Origin of the sequence: Pseudomonas sp. URIL14HWK12:I5 (genome assembly GCF_900176445.1) — a bacterium.
GTDB lineage: Bacteria > Pseudomonadota > Gammaproteobacteria > Pseudomonadales > Pseudomonadaceae > Aquipseudomonas > Aquipseudomonas monteilii.
In genome coordinates, this window is record NZ_FWXQ01000001.1 from 214,677 (window position 1) to 229,846 (window position 15,170).

Sequence of the window (15,170 nt, forward strand, 5' to 3'; positions counted from 1 at the left end):
TTCAGCGCAACGCGTAATCCAACACTACGCCAATGAACACCAGCATCCCCGCCCAGTGGTTGTGCAGAAACGCCTTGAAGCACGACTCCCGGTCCAGCTTGCGCGTCGACCAGTACTCCCACGCAAAGCACGCTGCCGCACCCAGCAGTCCCAGGTGGAACCAGCCCCCCAGGTCGAAGCGGCTGCCTGCCAGCAACAGGCAGCCCAGCGACAGCAGCTGCAAGGTCAGGATAATGGTGCGGTCGGCGTCGCCAAACAGGATCGCGGTCGACTTCACACCGATCTTCAGGTCGTCATCGCGGTCGACCATGGCGTAGTAGGTGTCATAACCCACCGTCCACAGCAGGTTGGCGATATACAGCAGCCACGCGCTGGCCGGCAGTTCGCCACCCGCTGCCGTGAACGCCATGGGAATGCCCCAGGAGTACGCCGCCCCCAGCACCACCTGCGGGTAATAGGTGTAGCGCTTCATGAACGGGTAACAGAACGCCAGCGCCACCGCGCCGAACGACAGCCATACCGTGCGGCTGTTGGTGCACAGCACCAGCAGGAAGCTCACCCCGACCAGGATGGCGAACAGCGCCAGCGCTTCGCGTGGCCGTACTCGACCACTGGCCAGAGGCCGGTCGGCAGTGCGCTTGACGTGGCCATCCACCTTACGGTCGGCGAAATCGTTGATGCAGCAGCCCGCAGCGCGCATCAGCACCACGCCAAGGCCGAAGATCAGCACATTGGCCACGGTAGGTGAACCGTTGCCGGCAATCCATACCGCCGACAGGGTTGGCCACAGCAGCAGGTAGATACCGATCGGCCGGTCCATGCGGCTGAGCTGGACGAAGTCCCAGGCCCGCGGGTGCAGGCGGTTGAGCGACTTGAGCAGTTGCAGGTACATCAGCGGTTGTCCTCCTTGGCCGCTTGCCACAATGCCGGCAGGAACACTTCTGCCACCAACAGCTCCAGGCCGCCCCGTTCGAAGCGCGAGCGGCGGCCCCACAGTGCTGCGCGGGTGGCTTCGGTCGGCAGCCAGGCCTGTGGATAACTGCACACTTCAATCGGGTGGCGGATGAACGCCTGGTCGCAGAACAGCAATTCGCCTAGCGAGCGGCTGCCCAGGGTTTCCAGGTCCAGCCCGCCGCGCTCCAGGGCGCTGCGGCTGGCGACGCTGCGGGCGAACACCCAAGGTTGGCCATGGCCACGCAGGTACACCTCGCGCACCCAGCCTTCGGCGCCAGCGGCAATGCCCAGCGCCTGGCATTCGTCATCGCGCAGTGGCTGCCAGCCCTCGAACAGCGGGGTGACGGAAAAGTGATCGTTGGAGAGGCGGGTCAGGCGGCGGGTCAGCGAGCCCTCGTCGAACAGCCAGTCAAGGGTGGGCTGGTCGATGCCGGTCGCCAGCTGTGAATACGGCAGCCACGCGACAGCGGCTGCTTGCGGGGATTCGTACGACACGTCGGTCTGCTTGTTACAACCAGAGAGGCGGCGAGCTTAGCATGATTGCCCTGACTGCTTGCATAATGCATGAAACAGGGCCAGCTACCGGCCCGATAAAGCCTGAGTTCCACCAAGGAAAAAGACCTGATGAAAAAGTGGCAATGTATTGTCTGTGGCCTGATCTACGACGAAGCCGAAGGCTGGCCCGACGACGGCATCGCCCCCGGCACCCGTTGGGAAGATGTGCCTGAAGACTGGCTGTGCCCTGACTGTGGGGTTGGCAAAAGCGACTTTGAAATGATCTTCATCGGCTAACCGAGGAAAGCACGACATGACGTCCCCTGTGGTAATCATCGGTACCGGCCTTGCGGGTTACAACCTGGCGCGTGAATTTCGCAAGCTCGATACGCAGACGCCGTTGCTGCTGATCACCGCCGACGATGGTCGTTCCTACTCCAAGCCCATGCTCTCCATGGGCTTTGCCAAGCAGAAAGACGCCGACGGCCTGGTCATGGCCGAGCCAGGCGCAATGGCCGAACAGCTGAATGCCGAGATCCGCACCCATACCCGTATCAGCGGCATCGACCCAGGCCACAAGCGCCTGTGGATCGGCGAAGAGGCCGTGGAGTACCGCGACCTGGTGCTGGCCTGGGGGGCGCAGACCGTGCAGGTGCCGATAGAAGGCGACGGCGGCCATCTGGTATTCCCGATCAACGACCTCGAAGACTACGCGCGCTTCCGTGCTGCCGCTGTCGGCAAGCAGCGCGTGCTGATTCTCGGTGCCGGCCTGATCGGCTGCGAGTTCGCCAACGACCTGAGCCTGGGTGGCTTCCAGGTGGAGGTAGTGGCGCCATGTGAGCAAGTGATGCCGACCCTGCTGCACCCGGCCGCTGCGGCGGCTGTGCAAGCCGGGCTGGAGGGCTTGGGGGTGTGCTTCCACCTGGGCCCGGTGTTGACCCGCTTGCAGCAGGTGCCCCAAGGCCTGGAGGCGCACCTGTCGGATGGCAGCGTGATCGCCTGCGACCTGGTGGTTTCGGCCATCGGCCTTCGCCCGCGCACCGACCTGGCTGCCGCAGCCGGCTTGCAGACCAACCGTGGCGTCAGCGTAGACCGCGAGTTACGTACATCCCACGCCAACATCTTCGCCCTCGGCGACTGTGCCGAGGTCGATGGCATCAACCTGCTCTACGTGATGCCACTGATGAGCTGTGCCCGGGCGCTGGCGCAAACCCTGGCCGGCAAGCCGACGGCGGTCGCGTATGGGCCGATGCCGGTCACGGTAAAAACCCCGGCCTGCCCGCTGGTGGTTTCGCCGCCGCCCATGGGCCACGAAGGCACTTGGCAGGTGGATGGTCAGGGCAGTGACCTCAAGGTGCTCTGCCACGGCCCAGACGGCAACTTGCTGGGCTACGCCCTGACCGGGAAAGCGGTGATGGAGAAGCTGGCGCTGAATCGTCAGTTGCCAGCCCTAATGGCGTAAATAGAGGGTGTTCTGTCGGTTTTATCCTGTTGTTGCCCACACAATGGCCGCCCAGATACTGGCGCGTCCCCGGAGCTCGTGCCATTCTCACTTCCGTCTGCCGCAGATTAGAGCCTGCGGTGCCTTGAGCGCTGCTCCCAAAGGCAGCACGGCATAACAACAAGAATTCCGTCAAAGAGGCTTCACTATGCGCAAACCAGAACTCGCCGCCGTCATCGCCGATAAGGCCGATCTGACCAAGGAAAAGGCCAATCAGGTTTTGAACGCGATTCTCGACAGCATCACCGGCGCCCTGGACAAGGACACCGTGACCCTGGTCGGTTTCGGCACTTTTGAAAAACGTCATCGCGGCGCGCGTACCGGCAAGAACCCGCAAACCGGTGAGCCGGTCAAGATCAAAGCCAGCAACACCGTGGCGTTCAAGCCAGGCAAAAACCTGCGCGACAGCGTCAACACCCCGGTCAAGCCGGCCAAAAAAGGCAAGTGATCGCCTTCTGACAAACCCAGTGTCAGCCAAGCGGGCGCCTCAGGGCGCCCGTTGTGCTTTCTGTAGGCAAAATGTTTCGAACTTGCATAAATAGTTCTGGAAAAGTATAGACTGCGCGCCTCAGTCACTTTTCATTCGAGGCGCGTTGATGAAGTTCCGCTTTCTTCTCTGGGCCATGGGGCTGTTGATGGCCAGGGCCAGCCGTAACAACCCGGCATTCCAGCAGCAGCTCAAGGGCAAGGACCTGGTGTTCCAGATGCAGACCTTGGACGGCAAGGTCGCCCGGCACTTCATCGTCAATAACGAACGCATCAGCAGCAAGGGCGGCGCACACCCGCAGCCTGCCTTCGCCATTGCCTTCAAGGACGCGGCCTATGGCTTTGCCACGATGCAGGCGGGTAACAAGCAATTGGCGTTCATGCAGGGGATTCAGGACAAGCACATCCAGATCAAGGGCAATCCGGCGTTGGTGATGTGGTTCCAGGGGTTGATGAAGTACCTGAAGCCGAAGAAGAAAGGCTGAAATTGCCGGGGCTGCAAAGCAGCCCCAGAAAAATCAATGCGGTGCGTGAAACTGCGAAGCCAGTTCGCGCAACAGGTTCTCGGCCTCGAGCACTTTGTTCACCACATCTTCCGCCTTGTCCCGGGTAATCTCCAGGCGCTCCAGCAACTCGTCAGGGATCTCCTCCATCGGCCCCGAACCAATGCCTCGCGAGCGCAGCAGCCGGGTGGCCAGGCACACCAGGTTGGGGAATGCCGAGTACTCGCCGTCATAGGCCGGGTCGTGCTGGAAACGCAGCGCGGTCGACAGTTCTTCCGGCATGTCCCACAACTTCATCAGCCAAGCGCCGATCTGTTCGCGGCTGATGCCCAGCAGGTGCTGTTCCACGTAGGTGTGGTTCAGGTGCGGGTTCACCTCCAGATGGCGGCAAATCAGCGAGAAGTGCGGTGGGAACACGTGCGCCAGTAGCAGGTAGCCGAAGTTGTGCAGCAGCCCGGCCAGGTAGGTTAGCCCGGCCTCGGGGCGTTCTGCCCTCGGCATGGCACGGGTCAGGCCTTCGATGATTGCGGCGGTGTAGATCGACTGCTGCCAGTACGGTGTGGCCTGCTGCGGGTGGTCTTTAGGCAGGCTCAACGTCTTGCCCAGCGCCAGGCCCAAGGCCAGGTTGATCACCAGATCGAAGCCCAGCACGCGCACGATGGCATCTTCCACCGAGCGGATCTTGCCGGGTGAGGCGTAGTACGGCGAAGCCGCCCAGCTCACCACCTGGGCCGCCAGCGCCGGGTCGGTTTCGACCACGCCGGTGATGTCATCGATGCTGGCGTTGGGGTCTACCCGCAGCTTGATGATCTTTTGCGCGGTATCGGCCAGCGGTGGGATCTCGATGGTTTCTTCCAGGCGCTTCTGGATGCGTCGGGCCGTGAAGGCCTGCACGGCATTGGTGATTTCCCGGGTGTCGTCATCGGGGCGGTCGAGGTTGGGGCTGATGGCCTCGATTTCCTGACCGAAGCTGCTGGCGCTGGCTTTGGCCAGCATGCGCTTGAAGTGCGCGCGTTCGATTTCCAGCAGCAGGCCGGTTTCGCCCGACTGGATATAGACGGTTTCGGCGTCGAGCAGGCTCTTCTCGTACTGGCACGGTGAGCTGGTGAGCGCCGGAATGCCTGGCAGGGCCTTGAGCTGGTGTTTGTCGAGCATCTGCTTCAAGCGCGGCACCGACACGGCGGTAAGCTTGCGCCCGGTCAGTTCGGCCAGGCGGTTGAGGTCCAGCAGTTGGCTCTGCGGGAACAGCACCATGAGGGCGCCGACCTCGTCGTCGAGAAGCACTGCTTGCACCCGCGAAGTCGCAGGAAGGTGCGGGTGCTCGGCCACCTCGCGGTAGGCGACGCCGACCTTGTCGAGCAGCAGCCTGATGACAGAGGGTGCGTGTGGGGTTGCGGTGTCCAGGGCAACTTCAGTCATGGTCCGTATCCACTGATTCTTTTAAACGCGAAGTATAACCAGCCTGCGAGCAAATCTGGATCCATTCTGGGACTGGCGTCACACTTGCCCATATTGCTGTCCATGACGCAGCCAGCGGTCGAGCAACGGGCTGACATGTTCCGGCCAGCGCGCGATCAGGGCCTGGGCGGCGTCGCGCACCGCTGGCAACAGGTCGGCGTCACGCATCAGGTCGGCGACCTTGAACTGTAGCAGGCCGGTCTGGCGGGTCCCCAGCATCTCGCCCGGGCCGCGCAGCTCCAGGTCCTTTTCGGCGATGATGAAGCCGTCGTTGGTCTCGCGCATGATCCCCAGGCGCTCGCGGCCGATCTGCGACAGTGGCGGGTGGTACAGCAGCACGCAATGGCTCACGGCACTGCCCCGGCCAACCCGGCCGCGCAGCTGGTGCAACTGGGCCAAGCCAAGGCGCTCGGGGTTTTCGATGATCATCAGGCTGGCGTTGGGCACGTCCACGCCTACCTCGATGACCGTGGTCGCAACCAGCAACTGCAATTCACCGGCCTTGAACTGCGCCATGATCTCGGCTTTCTCCGCAGGCTTCATGCGACCGTGGATCAGGCCCACACGCAGTTCGCCCAAGGCGCTGCCAAGTTCTTCATACGTGCTTTCGGCCGCCTGGCAGGTCAGCTCTTCAGACTCTTCGATGAGGGTGCAAACCCAGTAAGCCTGGCGGCCCTCGGCGCAGGCGGCGCGTACCCGTTCGACCACTTCGAAGCGGCGGCTATCGGCTACCAGCACGGTGTTCACCGGGGTGCGCCCAGGCGGCAGCTCGTCGAGTACCGAGGTGTCCAGGTCGGCGTAGGCGCTCATCGCCAAGGTGCGCGGAATAGGCGTGGCGGTCATGATCAACTGGTGCGGGCACAGCTCGCCGGCCACGCCCTTCTTGCGCAGGGCCAGGCGTTGCTGCACGCCAAAACGGTGCTGTTCATCGATGATCGCCAGGGCCAGGTGCTTGAACTTCACCTCTTCCTGAAACAGCGCGTGGGTGCCGACCACCATCGGTGCGCCGTTGGCGATCTGTTCCAGGGAAGCTGCCCGGGCCTTGCCCTTGAGCTTGCCGGCCAGCCAGGCCACTTCGATGCCCAGTGGTTCGAGCCAGCGCTTGAAGGTGATGTAGTGCTGTTCGGCGAGGATCTCGGTGGGTGCCATCAAGGCCACCTGATAGCCGGCTTCCAACGCCTGCAGCGCGGCCAGCGCGGCGACCACGGTCTTGCCTGCCCCCACATCGCCCTGCACCAGGCGCATCATCGGCTCGTGCTGGCTGAGGTCATAGGCAATTTCGTTGGCCACCCGCTGCTGCGCGCCAGTCGGCTGGAAGCCCAGGTTGGCCAGGTACTGCGCTTGCAGACGCTTGGCCTTGGGCAGTACCGGTGCGCGCAGGCTACGCAGGCTTTCGCGCAGGCGTTGCTGCGACAGCTGGTGGGTCAGCAGTTCTTCGAAGGCCAGGCGGTGCTGGGCCCAGTGCTGGCCTTCGGCGAGCTCGTCGAGGTCGGCATCGGCCGGCGGGTTGTGCAGGTAGCGGATGGCATCGTCCAGCGGCGCCAGTTGGTAGTCCCGGGCCAGCTCGTCAGGCAGCCAGTCAGGCAGGCTGCGCGGGCCAAGCAGGCCCAGGCTCTGCTGACACAACAGGCGCAGGCGTTGCTGGGTGAGGCCTTCGGTGGACGGGTAGATCGGTGTCAGCGTCTGCTCGACCGGGGGCGGTGGTTCGTCGCCATTCAGTGCACGGTATTCCGGGTGGTAGATTTCCAGGCCCGAAGCGCCGGGGCGGGCTTCGCCGTAGCAGCGCAAGTGGGTGCCGCGTTTCAGGCTTTCTTTCTGTGCGTTGCTGAAGTGGTAGAAGCGCAGGCTCAGCACGCCACTGCCATCTCCCAGTCGCACCACCAGGCTACGTCGCTTGCCCATGGTCACGTCGGCGCCGCTGACCACGCCCTCGATCACGGCATCCTGGCCGGGGCGCAATTGGCCAATCGGCACCACGCGGGTGCGGTCCTGGTAGCGCAGGGGCAGGTGGAACAGCACATCCTGCAGGTTCTCCAGGCCGACCTTGGCGAGTTTTTCCGCCATGGCCTCGCCAACACCCTTGAGTACCGTGACCGGGACCTTCGACAGCTCACTCATGACTCAGGCCGGTTGTTCCGCAGGGGCTTTGGCGACCGAGCACAGGCGGATCGAATCTGCGAGGATCTCGATGGCCTTCGGCCGCGGGAAGCTGGCACGCCAGGCGATGGCCACGGTGCGGAACGGCGCCGGCGCCGTCAGCGGGCGGACCTCGATGATGCCAGGGGCGTAGTGGTGGCTGTGCACCGCCGACAGCGGCAGGATCGAAACGCCAAGGCCTGATGCCACCATATGGCGGATGGTTTCCAGCGAGCTGGACTCGACCGTGGTGTGCTTGGAACCTTCACCGCCCTTGTTCAGGGTCGGGCAGGCTTCCAGTACCTGATCGCGGAAGCAGTGGCCCTCACCCAGCAGCAACAGGCTCTTGTCGTTGAGCATGGCGGTGTCGATGGTCTTTTTCGCCGTCCACGGGTGGTCGGCCGGCATCAGGGCGCAGAACGGCTCATCGTACAGCGGCAGGGTCAGCACGTCGGCTTCGTTGAACGGCAGGGCGATGATCACCGCGTCCAGTTCGCCATTGCGCAGCTTTTCGCGCAGTACGTGGGTGAAGTTTTCTTCGATGTACAGGGGCATCTGCGGCGCTACGCGGTGCAGTTGCGGAATCAGGTGCGGGAACAGGTAGGGGCCGACGGTGTAGATGGCACCGACCTTGAGCGGGGCGGTCAGCTGGTTCTTGCCGGCCTGGGCCAGTTCGCGAATGCCTTGGGCCTGCTCCAGTACCTTCTGCGCCTGGGCGACGATGCTTTCGCCGACCGGGGTCAGGCGCACCGCGCTCTTGCTGCGTTCGAAGATCAGAACGCCAAGCTCATCCTCGAGCTTCTTCACACCGACCGACAGGGTCGGCTGGCTCACGTGGCAGCGTTCGGCGGCATGGCCGAAGTGCTGTTCCTGGGCGAGTGTGACGATGTAGCGTAATTCTGTGAGGGTCATAACGTGCGTCCATGAAGTTGCGGGCCCAGCATAGCGGCTGCAATCGATAGACGCACGTTATCAGACTTGCCGATTTGTGACAGAAACAAAAGTCTCAGCGGCGGTCCAGCGAGTAGACGAACGGTGCCACGACTTCGATCGTGCCATTGTTCAGCAACTCGGGTGGCGGCTTGGGTACAGTGCCGGCCCGACGGATCATTTCCAGCGTCGCCCGGTCCAGTGCGGCGCTACCCGAGCCACCAGCCATGGAGTACGACACCACCTTGCCTTCGGCGTCGACCACGAAGCGCAGGCGGTTGATGCCCTGCAGACCGCGACGGCGCGCGTCTTCCGGGTAACGCTTGTACTTGGCCAGGTGACGCAGCAGGTCGCTCTGCCAGGTCGGCAGGGCGTTGCTGTTGGACGCAATGCTCGGCGCCGGTGCCGCGGACTTCTGCGGCGGCGTGTTGCTGGGCGGTGCGTCTACCGTTTGTTCGGTCGGTGGTGCTTCCTTCGGCGGCTCAGGCTTTTTCTCGGGCTTGGGCGGCTGTGGCTTGGCCTTCGGCTTGGGCGGCTTGGGAATGGCGATCTTGGGCTTGGGTGCCTCGGCCAGCTTCGGCAGCGGCGGTTCCTCGACCGGTGCCGGTGGCTGCGGCGCCGCTTTCGGGGGCGGTGGTGGCGCAGGCTCCGGCAATGGCGCCAGCTCGACCATCATGGCTGCCGGTGGCAGTTCGATGGCCTGGGGCACCGACCAGTTGAGCGTCAGCAGCACGGCGACCACGTGCACGCCCAGCACGATCGCCAGGCTGCCACCGTAGCGCGCCATGTTAGAGCGCGTTTTTGTCATTTCTTGGCTGCCGTCTCGAGACCTACCAGACCGACCTTGAGGTAGCCGGCCGCGCGCATGTTGTTCATCACTTCCATCAAGTCACCGTAATCCACGCCTTTGTCAGCCTGGAAGAAGATGGTGGTTTCCTTGTCACCCTTGGTCTTGGCATCGAGCATCGGGCCAAGCTGGTCGGGTGCAGCAACCTGATCGTCGCCGACGTACAGCTTCTGGTCGGCCTTGACGCTGACGAACACCGGTTTTTCAGGCCTCGGCGCCGGTTTGGCGGTTGAGGCCGGCAGGTCGACCTTGATGTCGACCGTGGCCAAGGGGGCTGCGACCATGAAGATGATCAGCAGCACCAGCATCACGTCGATGAACGGCGTAACGTTGATTTCGTGGTTTTCGGCGAGGTCGTCGCCACCTTCGTTGAGATGCAGGCCCATGGCTTACCCCACTTTCACCATGTGCGGGGCGGCGCGCTCGCTGCCCTGGTGGTCCAGGTCACGGCTGACCAGCAGCAGTACCTGGGCGGAGGCGTCGGACACCTGGGCCTTGTAGCCGGCGATGGAGCGGGCGAAGACGTTGTAGATGACCACGGCCGGGATTGCTGCGACCAGGCCCAGGGCGGTGGCCAGCAGGGCTTCGGCGATGCCGGGGGCGACCACGGCCAGGTTGGTGGTCTGGGTCTTGGCGATGCCGATGAAGCTGTTCATGATGCCCCATACAGTACCGAACAGACCTACGAACGGCGCGGTGGAACCGATGGTTGCCAGTACGCCGGTGCCGCTGCTCATGGTACGGCCGCTGGCGTGCACCAGGCGCTCCAGACGGAAGCTGACGCGCTCCTTGATGCCTTCTTTTTCGCGGGCATTGGCCGACAGGCGCATCTCTTCGAGGGCGTCGTGAACCAACGTGTGGGCCAGGGTGCCTTCCTTTTTGGAGACTTCGCTGGCTTCTTTCAGGGTGGTGGACTTCTTCAGCTGGGCGATTTCACCACGCAGGCGACGTTTGGCGCCCATCAGCTCGAAGCCTTTGGCGATCCAGATGGTCCAGGTGATGATGGAGGCGATAGCCAGGCCGATCATGACGATCTTCACCACGATGTCGGCGTTTTTGTACATGCCCCACGGGGACAGGTCGTGGGCCATGCCCAGGGACGTGTCTTCAACCAGTGCATCGGTAGCGGGATCACCCACAACCTGCGAATCTGCCGGGGCGGCAGCTTGTACTTCGCCAGCGGGAGCCTGGCCTTCCACAGCCGGTGCCGCCGGGGCAGCTTTAGCAGCCGGAGCGGAAGCAGCGGCTGGTGTAGCGGCATTGGCGGTTGGCTCATCGGCCATGGCCACCGGGGCCAGCACCAGGCTGAGTGTCAGCGCGGCGATGGCGCGCCAGGCGCGCGACGGGGTTGGCGAAGCGGAAGGTTGAGTACGTGTCATGCTGGCCGGACCTGATGAAGAAAAAGTGGACGTTCTCCAAGGCCTCGAGATAGGCCGAGAACAAATTGGTCGCCATTATTGCAAGTAATTCTTGTTAACAAAAGTAATCTTGTTGCTTTTTTCGCCTATGGTCTAGCCGCCCATCGTGTAGCGTGGCCGGGCTGATCAATTGGTCTAGGGAGTTTTGTGATGTCAGACCTATCCGTGATGGTGGTGGGATGTGGTGATGTAGGCGGGCGTTTTGCCAAGCAGATGCTGGCCAAAGGCTGGCAGGTAAGCGGCCTGCGCCGTTCTGTCGGGCAACTGCCTGCGGGTATTGCACCGGTTGCCGCCGACCTGGCGGAACCTGCAATTCCGCAAGCCTGGCCGCAGGGCTCGCTGGACTACCTGGTGTACTGCGTGGCGGCCAGCCAGCACGACGAGGCGGGTTACCAGGCGGCCTACGTCGACGGCTTGCGCCATGTGCTGGCGTGGCTGGCCGAGCGAGGCCAGCGCCCGCGTCGCCTGCTGTTTGTATCGAGCAGCAGCGTGTATGCCCAAAAAGACGGTGAATGGATCGAAGAAGGTGCAGCCACCGAGCCTGAAGGTTATTCCGGGCGGGTGATGCTGGAGGCCGAGCAGCTGGCGCTGGCCAGCGGCATTCCGGCAAGCGTGGTGCGTCTGACCGGCATCTATGGCCCAGGCCGCGAGTGGCTGCTGAGCCAGGTGCGCCAGGGTTACCGCGTCGCCGAGGAGCCGCCGCTGTATGGCAACCGTATTCATGCTGAGGATGCTGCCAGCCTTTTGGCCCACCTGCTGCAGGCCGATGCCGACGGCAAGGCGCTGGACGACTATTACATTGGCGTCGATGACGACCCGGCACCGCTGGCCGATGTGGTGGCTTGGCTGAGGGCGTACATGGGGGTTACCGAGTGGTCTGATGAGCAGCGGGTGCGGCGTACTGGCAGCAAACGCTGCAGCAATGCCCGGGCGCGGGCGTTGGGGTGGGTACCGGTGTATCCGAGTTACAAGGAAGGGTATGCCGCGATTCTGGAAGGGAAGGGCTAATCGCCGAGGTTGATGCGAGTCTCTGTGGGAGCGGGCAAGCCCGCGAAGAATGCAACGCGGTGTATGGCACCGGCTTCGCCGGTGTTCGCGGGCTAGCCCGCTCCCACAGGGACCGCGTTCGACTTCAATTCTGCTCCAGCACCCACTGGCGCTTACCTGCCGCCAGCTCCGGCATTTCATCCGGTTGTGCACGGTTCACTGCCTGGAAAATCTCCAGCTTGCCGCCATCACGCTTGATGATGAACGGCGCACCACGCTGGTTACGCTCCAGCCACAGGCTGTCATTGCTGCCGCCCATGGTCGCGCAATCGCCCGCCAGGCACAGGGCGAAACGGTCCGGCCCGGGCAGGCCGGTAACGTTACCGGTGTCGCTGAAGCGCACGCTGGCACCTTTGCCCTGGCCTTCGGTGATCTTCCAGTCGCCGCCCAGGTAGGCCTGGTACAGCGCCTTCTCGAAGCTGCTACCCAGCGGGGCATTGGCGGTAGCCGGTGCCTTCGCGCGTACGAAGGTCTGCTTGGCTCCGCTTTGATCAACGGTCAGCAGTTCATCGCCATCAAGCGACAACTGCTCGGTCTGGCCACCTTCGAAGCTGGCCTGCCACTGCTTGTCGTTGGCGCTCAACTGGCCGTCAGCGGCCTCGAAACCATTGCTGTAGCTGGCCTGCTGGCTGGCAACGTCGAGTTTCCACTCGAACACCGGGCCGTGCTCGTTCAGCGCCTGGCGCAGGCTGCTGCCCTTGACGGCCGCAGTGATGGCGTCCTGGTTGATCCAGGTGCCGTTGAAGTCTTCGGGTTTGTGGCTGGCGCAGCCGCCCAGAAGCAGGGCTGCCAGTGTGAGGGGCAGTGCTTGACGCATGAGGGAATAACCTTGCAGAAGAGGGAGGGGTGACGGGCGGGGTGCCCGTCACCAAGGGCATCATTCGATGACCAGGATGGCGTCCATTTCGACCTGGGAGCCTTTCGGCAGCGCGGCAACGCCGATGGCGGCGCGGGCCGGGTAAGGCTGCTCGAAGTAGCGGCCCATCACCTCGTTGACCTTGGCGAAGTGGCTCAGGTCGGTGAGGAAGATGTTCAGCTTGACGATGTCCTTGAACGAACCACCAGCGGCTTCAGCCACGGCTTTGAGGTTCTCGAACACTTGCACGGTCTGAGCTTCGAAGCCTTCGACCAGCTCCATGGTCTTCGGGTCCAGCGGGATCTGGCCAGACATGTACACGGTGTTGCCGGCCTTGATCGCCTGCGAGTAGGTGCCGATGGCAGCTGGGGCCTTGTCGCTGTTGATGACGGTCTTGCTCATGATGACTCCTTGCGGTTGGCGGACTACGTACGCATGCGGGTGATGCGGACCACACCGGTCAGGGTACGCAGCTTCTTGATCACACGCGCCAGGTGCACGCGGTCGTGCACGCTGACCACCAGTTGGACCACGCTGATACGGCCGTCGCGTTCGTCCATGCTGATCTTCTCGATGTTGCCGTCGGCGGCGTTGACGCTGCTGGCCAGCAGGGCGATCAGGCCACGCTGGTGCTCCAGTTCGACACGCAGTTCGACATTGAACTCGCCCGCGATGTCCTTGGCCCAGGAGAGCTGCACGCACTTCTCCGGGTTGTGGCGGATTTCACTGATGTTGCGGCAGTTCTCAAGGTGCACGACCATGCCTTTGCCAGCCGACAGATGGCCGACGATCGGGTCACCCGGGATCGGCGTACAGCACTTGGCGTAGCTCAGCACCAGGCCTTCGGTACCACGGATCGCCAGCGGGCCTTCCGGCGCCGGCAACTGCTCGCCTTCGGCCGACAGCAGGCGACGTGCAACCACGTAGGCCATGCGGTTGCCCAGGCCGATGTCTTCGAGCAGGTCTTCGATGAGTTCCAGGCGGTACTCGGCGAGGATCGACTGGATGCGTTCCTGGGGGATTTTCTCCAGGCTGCTGTCGAAGCCGGTAAGCACCTTGTTCAGCAGGCGTTCGCCCAGGCTGATGGACTCGGACCGACGCTGCTGCTTGAGGGCGTGGCGGATGTGCGTGCGCGCCTTGCCGGTGACCACGAAGTTGAGCCAGGCCGGGTTCGGCCGTGCGCCCGGTGCGCTGACGATTTCCACCGTCGAGCCGCTTTGCAGCGGCTCGGACAGCGGCGCCAGGCGGCGGTTGATGCGGCAGGCGATGCAGCTGTTGCCCACGTCGGTGTGCACCGCGTAGGCGAAGTCGACAGCCGTGGAGCCTTTGGGCAGCTCCATGATGCGGCCTTTGGGCGTGAACACGTAGACCTCGTCCGGGAACAGGTCGATCTTCACGCTTTCGATGAATTCCAGCGAGTTGCCGGCACGTTGCTGCAGTTCAAGGATGCCCTTGACCCACTGACGGGCACGGGCGTGGCTGCCCTTGGGCTGCTCGTCGTCGTTGGACTTGTACAGCCAGTGCGCGGCGATGCCGTTGTTGGCCATCTCTTCCATTTCGCGGGTGCGGATCTGGATTTCGATGGGCACGCCGTGCATGCCGAACAGCGTGGTGTGCAACGACTGGTAGCCGTTGGCTTTGGGGATCGCGATGTAGTCCTTGAAGCGACCGGGCAGCGGTTTGTACAGGTTATGCACGGCGCCGAGCACGCGGTAGCAGGTGTCGACCTTGTCGACGATGATGCGGAAGGCGTACACGTCCATGATCTCGTTGAAGGCACGGCGCTTGCCGCGCATCTTCTTGTAGATGCCATAGAGGTGTTTCTGCCGGCCGCTGACCTCGCCCTCGATGCCGTCGGCGGCCAGGCAGTTGGCCAGCGAGTGCTCGATCTTGGCGACGATCTCTTTACGGTTGCCGCGTGCGCTTTTCACCGCCCGGTGGATCAGCGACGAGCGCATCGGGTGCATGGCCTTGAAGCCCAGGTCCTCGAACTCCACGCGCACGGTGTGCATGCCCAGGCGGTTGGCGATGGGGGCGTAGATTTCGAGGGTTTCCTTGGCGATGCGCCGGCGCTTTTCGCCAGACAGCACTTCCAGGGTGCGCATGTTGTGCAGGCGGTCGGCCAGCTTGACCAGGATCACGCGGATATCGCGAGCCATGGCCATGGCCATCTTCTGGAAGTTTTCGGCCTGCGCCTCGGCCTTGGTCTCGAAGTTCATCTGGGTCAGTTTGCTGACCCCATCGACCAGTTCGGCCACGGTCTCGCCAAATTGCTGGCTGAGGGCTTCCTTGGCGATGCCGGTGTCTTCGATCACATCGTGCAGCATGGCCGCCATCAGGCTTTGATGGTCCATGTGCATGTCGGCGAGGATGCTGGCCACGGCCAGCGGGTGGGTCACGTAGGGCTCGCCGCTGCGGCGGCGCTGCCCGTCGTGGGCCTGTTCGGCGTAGAAATAGGCGCGGCGGACCAGGTTGACCTGTTCGGGGCCAAGATAGGTCGACAGCCGTTCGGCCAAGGCTTCTATACCCGGCATGGGTT

General features: G+C 63.4%; 16 protein-coding genes. 5 read left to right on the forward strand and 11 right to left on the reverse strand.

The features are described 5' to 3' along the window. Position 1 precedes the first annotated feature (1 nt). Both ubiA and B9A31_RS01045 read right to left on the reverse strand, forming a co-directional pair. On the reverse strand, positions 2 to 892 hold the full coding sequence (ubiA, locus tag B9A31_RS01040) for a 4-hydroxybenzoate octaprenyltransferase (RefSeq protein ID WP_016712720.1): 891 nt from the start codon (positions 890 to 892) through the stop codon (positions 2 to 4). Further along, on the reverse strand, positions 892 to 1,449 hold the full coding sequence (locus B9A31_RS01045) for a chorismate--pyruvate lyase family protein (RefSeq protein WP_019096636.1): 558 nt from the start codon (positions 1,447 to 1,449) through the stop codon (positions 892 to 894). The genes ubiA and B9A31_RS01045 overlap by 1 nt, the downstream gene beginning before the upstream one ends. A gap of 129 nt (positions 1,450 to 1,578) precedes the next feature. Between B9A31_RS01045 and rubA the strand changes: the two genes are divergently transcribed. From rubA to B9A31_RS01065, 4 genes are all read left to right on the forward strand, one after another. Continuing rightward, complete coding sequence (gene rubA, locus B9A31_RS01050) at positions 1,579 to 1,746, forward strand: rubredoxin RubA (RefSeq protein ID WP_019096637.1); 168 nt, start codon at positions 1,579 to 1,581, stop codon at positions 1,744 to 1,746. A gap of 16 nt (positions 1,747 to 1,762) precedes the next feature. Beyond that, on the forward strand, positions 1,763 to 2,911 hold the full coding sequence (locus tag B9A31_RS01055; protein WP_027614807.1) for an NAD(P)/FAD-dependent oxidoreductase: 1,149 nt from the start codon (positions 1,763 to 1,765) through the stop codon (positions 2,909 to 2,911). 187 nt (positions 2,912 to 3,098) lie between these two features. Then, positions 3,099 to 3,398: an HU family DNA-binding protein gene (locus B9A31_RS01060; protein WP_027609974.1), complete on the forward strand. Its 300-nt coding sequence runs from the start codon at positions 3,099 to 3,101 to the stop codon at positions 3,396 to 3,398. Between the two features lie 148 nt (positions 3,399 to 3,546). After that, positions 3,547 to 3,921 carry an SCP2 sterol-binding domain-containing protein gene (locus B9A31_RS01065; protein WP_010955807.1) on the forward strand — a complete coding sequence of 125 codons (375 nt, stop codon included), beginning with the start codon at positions 3,547 to 3,549 and terminating at the stop codon, positions 3,919 to 3,921. A gap of 33 nt (positions 3,922 to 3,954) precedes the next feature. On the opposite strand, the gene B9A31_RS01070 is transcribed toward B9A31_RS01065, so the two are convergent. The 6 genes from B9A31_RS01070 to exbB all read right to left on the reverse strand — a co-directional run bounded on the left by B9A31_RS01070 (position 3,955) and on the right by exbB (position 10,689). Further along, on the reverse strand, positions 3,955 to 5,358 hold the full coding sequence (locus tag B9A31_RS01070) for an aminoacyl-tRNA deacylase and HDOD domain-containing protein (protein ID WP_019096640.1): 1,404 nt from the start codon (positions 5,356 to 5,358) through the stop codon (positions 3,955 to 3,957). A 78-nt stretch (positions 5,359 to 5,436) separates the two neighbouring features. After that, positions 5,437 to 7,515 carry an ATP-dependent DNA helicase RecG gene (recG, locus tag B9A31_RS01075; RefSeq protein ID WP_019096641.1) on the reverse strand — a complete coding sequence of 693 codons (2,079 nt, stop codon included), beginning with the start codon at positions 7,513 to 7,515 and terminating at the stop codon, positions 5,437 to 5,439. 3 nt (positions 7,516 to 7,518) lie between these two features. After that, the gene (locus B9A31_RS01080; RefSeq protein ID WP_016712714.1) at positions 7,519 to 8,445 is read right to left on the reverse strand and encodes a hydrogen peroxide-inducible genes activator; all 927 of its coding nucleotides are present in this window, start codon (positions 8,443 to 8,445) and stop codon (positions 7,519 to 7,521) included. A 94-nt stretch (positions 8,446 to 8,539) separates the two neighbouring features. Beyond that, a complete protein-coding gene (locus tag B9A31_RS01085; protein ID WP_016489831.1) occupies positions 8,540 to 9,271 on the reverse strand; it encodes an energy transducer TonB in 732 nt (243 codons plus the stop codon). Further along, the gene (exbD, locus tag B9A31_RS01090; protein ID WP_003253367.1) at positions 9,268 to 9,696 is read right to left on the reverse strand and encodes a TonB system transport protein ExbD; all 429 of its coding nucleotides are present in this window, start codon (positions 9,694 to 9,696) and stop codon (positions 9,268 to 9,270) included. Before exbD ends, B9A31_RS01085 begins: the two co-directional genes overlap by 4 nt. 3 nt (positions 9,697 to 9,699) lie before the next feature. Then, positions 9,700 to 10,689: a tonB-system energizer ExbB gene (gene exbB / locus B9A31_RS01095; RefSeq protein WP_019096642.1), complete on the reverse strand. Its 990-nt coding sequence runs from the start codon at positions 10,687 to 10,689 to the stop codon at positions 9,700 to 9,702. A 189-nt stretch (positions 10,690 to 10,878) separates the two neighbouring features. Between exbB and B9A31_RS01100 the strand changes: the two genes are divergently transcribed. After that, positions 10,879 to 11,736: an SDR family oxidoreductase gene (locus B9A31_RS01100; protein WP_019096643.1), complete on the forward strand. Its 858-nt coding sequence runs from the start codon at positions 10,879 to 10,881 to the stop codon at positions 11,734 to 11,736. Between the two features lie 124 nt (positions 11,737 to 11,860). Here the strand turns inward: B9A31_RS01100 and B9A31_RS01110 are convergent, their stop codons facing one another. Genes B9A31_RS01110 through spoT form a run of 3 tightly spaced genes read right to left on the reverse strand, consistent with a single transcriptional unit; the run spans position 11,861 to position 15,165 of the window. Beyond that, a complete protein-coding gene (locus B9A31_RS01110; RefSeq protein ID WP_019096644.1) occupies positions 11,861 to 12,592 on the reverse strand; it encodes a hypothetical protein in 732 nt (243 codons plus the stop codon). Positions 12,593 to 12,652: 60 nt separating this feature from the next. Then, positions 12,653 to 13,033 (reverse strand): RidA family protein, encoded by a 381-nt coding sequence (locus B9A31_RS01115; protein ID WP_003253379.1) that lies wholly within the window; start codon positions 13,031 to 13,033, stop codon positions 12,653 to 12,655. Positions 13,034 to 13,056: 23 nt separating this feature from the next. Then, positions 13,057 to 15,165, reverse strand: a complete 2,109-nt coding sequence (spoT, locus tag B9A31_RS01120) for a bifunctional GTP diphosphokinase/guanosine-3',5'-bis pyrophosphate 3'-pyrophosphohydrolase (protein WP_019096645.1) — start codon at positions 15,163 to 15,165, stop codon at positions 13,057 to 13,059. Positions 15,166 to 15,170: the final 5 nt, after the last annotated feature.

Excerpts from the sequence above, each read along its gene's own strand:
- B9A31_RS01115 (WP_003253379.1), bottom strand. The coding sequence starts at position 13,033 with ATGAGCAAGACCGTCATCAACAGCGACAAGGCCCCAGCTGCCATCGGC.
- B9A31_RS01065 (WP_010955807.1), top strand. The coding sequence starts at position 3,547 with ATGAAGTTCCGCTTTCTTCTCTGGGCCATGGGGCTGTTGATGGCCAGG.
- exbD (WP_003253367.1), bottom strand. The coding sequence starts at position 9,696 with ATGGGCCTGCATCTCAACGAAGGTGGCGACGACCTCGCCGAAAACCAC.
- recG (WP_019096641.1), bottom strand. The coding sequence starts at position 7,515 with ATGAGTGAGCTGTCGAAGGTCCCGGTCACGGTACTCAAGGGTGTTGGC.
- B9A31_RS01060 (WP_027609974.1), top strand. The coding sequence starts at position 3,099 with ATGCGCAAACCAGAACTCGCCGCCGTCATCGCCGATAAGGCCGATCTG.
- rubA (WP_019096637.1), top strand. The coding sequence starts at position 1,579 with ATGAAAAAGTGGCAATGTATTGTCTGTGGCCTGATCTACGACGAAGCC.
- B9A31_RS01100 (WP_019096643.1), top strand. The coding sequence starts at position 10,879 with ATGTCAGACCTATCCGTGATGGTGGTGGGATGTGGTGATGTAGGCGGG.
- ubiA (WP_016712720.1), bottom strand. The coding sequence starts at position 892 with ATGTACCTGCAACTGCTCAAGTCGCTCAACCGCCTGCACCCGCGGGCC.
- spoT (WP_019096645.1), bottom strand. The coding sequence starts at position 15,165 with ATGCCGGGTATAGAAGCCTTGGCCGAACGGCTGTCGACCTATCTTGGC.
- exbB (WP_019096642.1), bottom strand. The coding sequence starts at position 10,689 with ATGACACGTACTCAACCTTCCGCTTCGCCAACCCCGTCGCGCGCCTGG.
- B9A31_RS01080 (WP_016712714.1), bottom strand. The coding sequence starts at position 8,445 with ATGACCCTCACAGAATTACGCTACATCGTCACACTCGCCCAGGAACAG.
- B9A31_RS01085 (WP_016489831.1), bottom strand. The coding sequence starts at position 9,271 with ATGACAAAAACGCGCTCTAACATGGCGCGCTACGGTGGCAGCCTGGCG.
- B9A31_RS01055 (WP_027614807.1), top strand. The coding sequence starts at position 1,763 with ATGACGTCCCCTGTGGTAATCATCGGTACCGGCCTTGCGGGTTACAAC.
- B9A31_RS01070 (WP_019096640.1), bottom strand. The coding sequence starts at position 5,358 with ATGACTGAAGTTGCCCTGGACACCGCAACCCCACACGCACCCTCTGTC.
- B9A31_RS01110 (WP_019096644.1), bottom strand. The coding sequence starts at position 12,592 with ATGCGTCAAGCACTGCCCCTCACACTGGCAGCCCTGCTTCTGGGCGGC.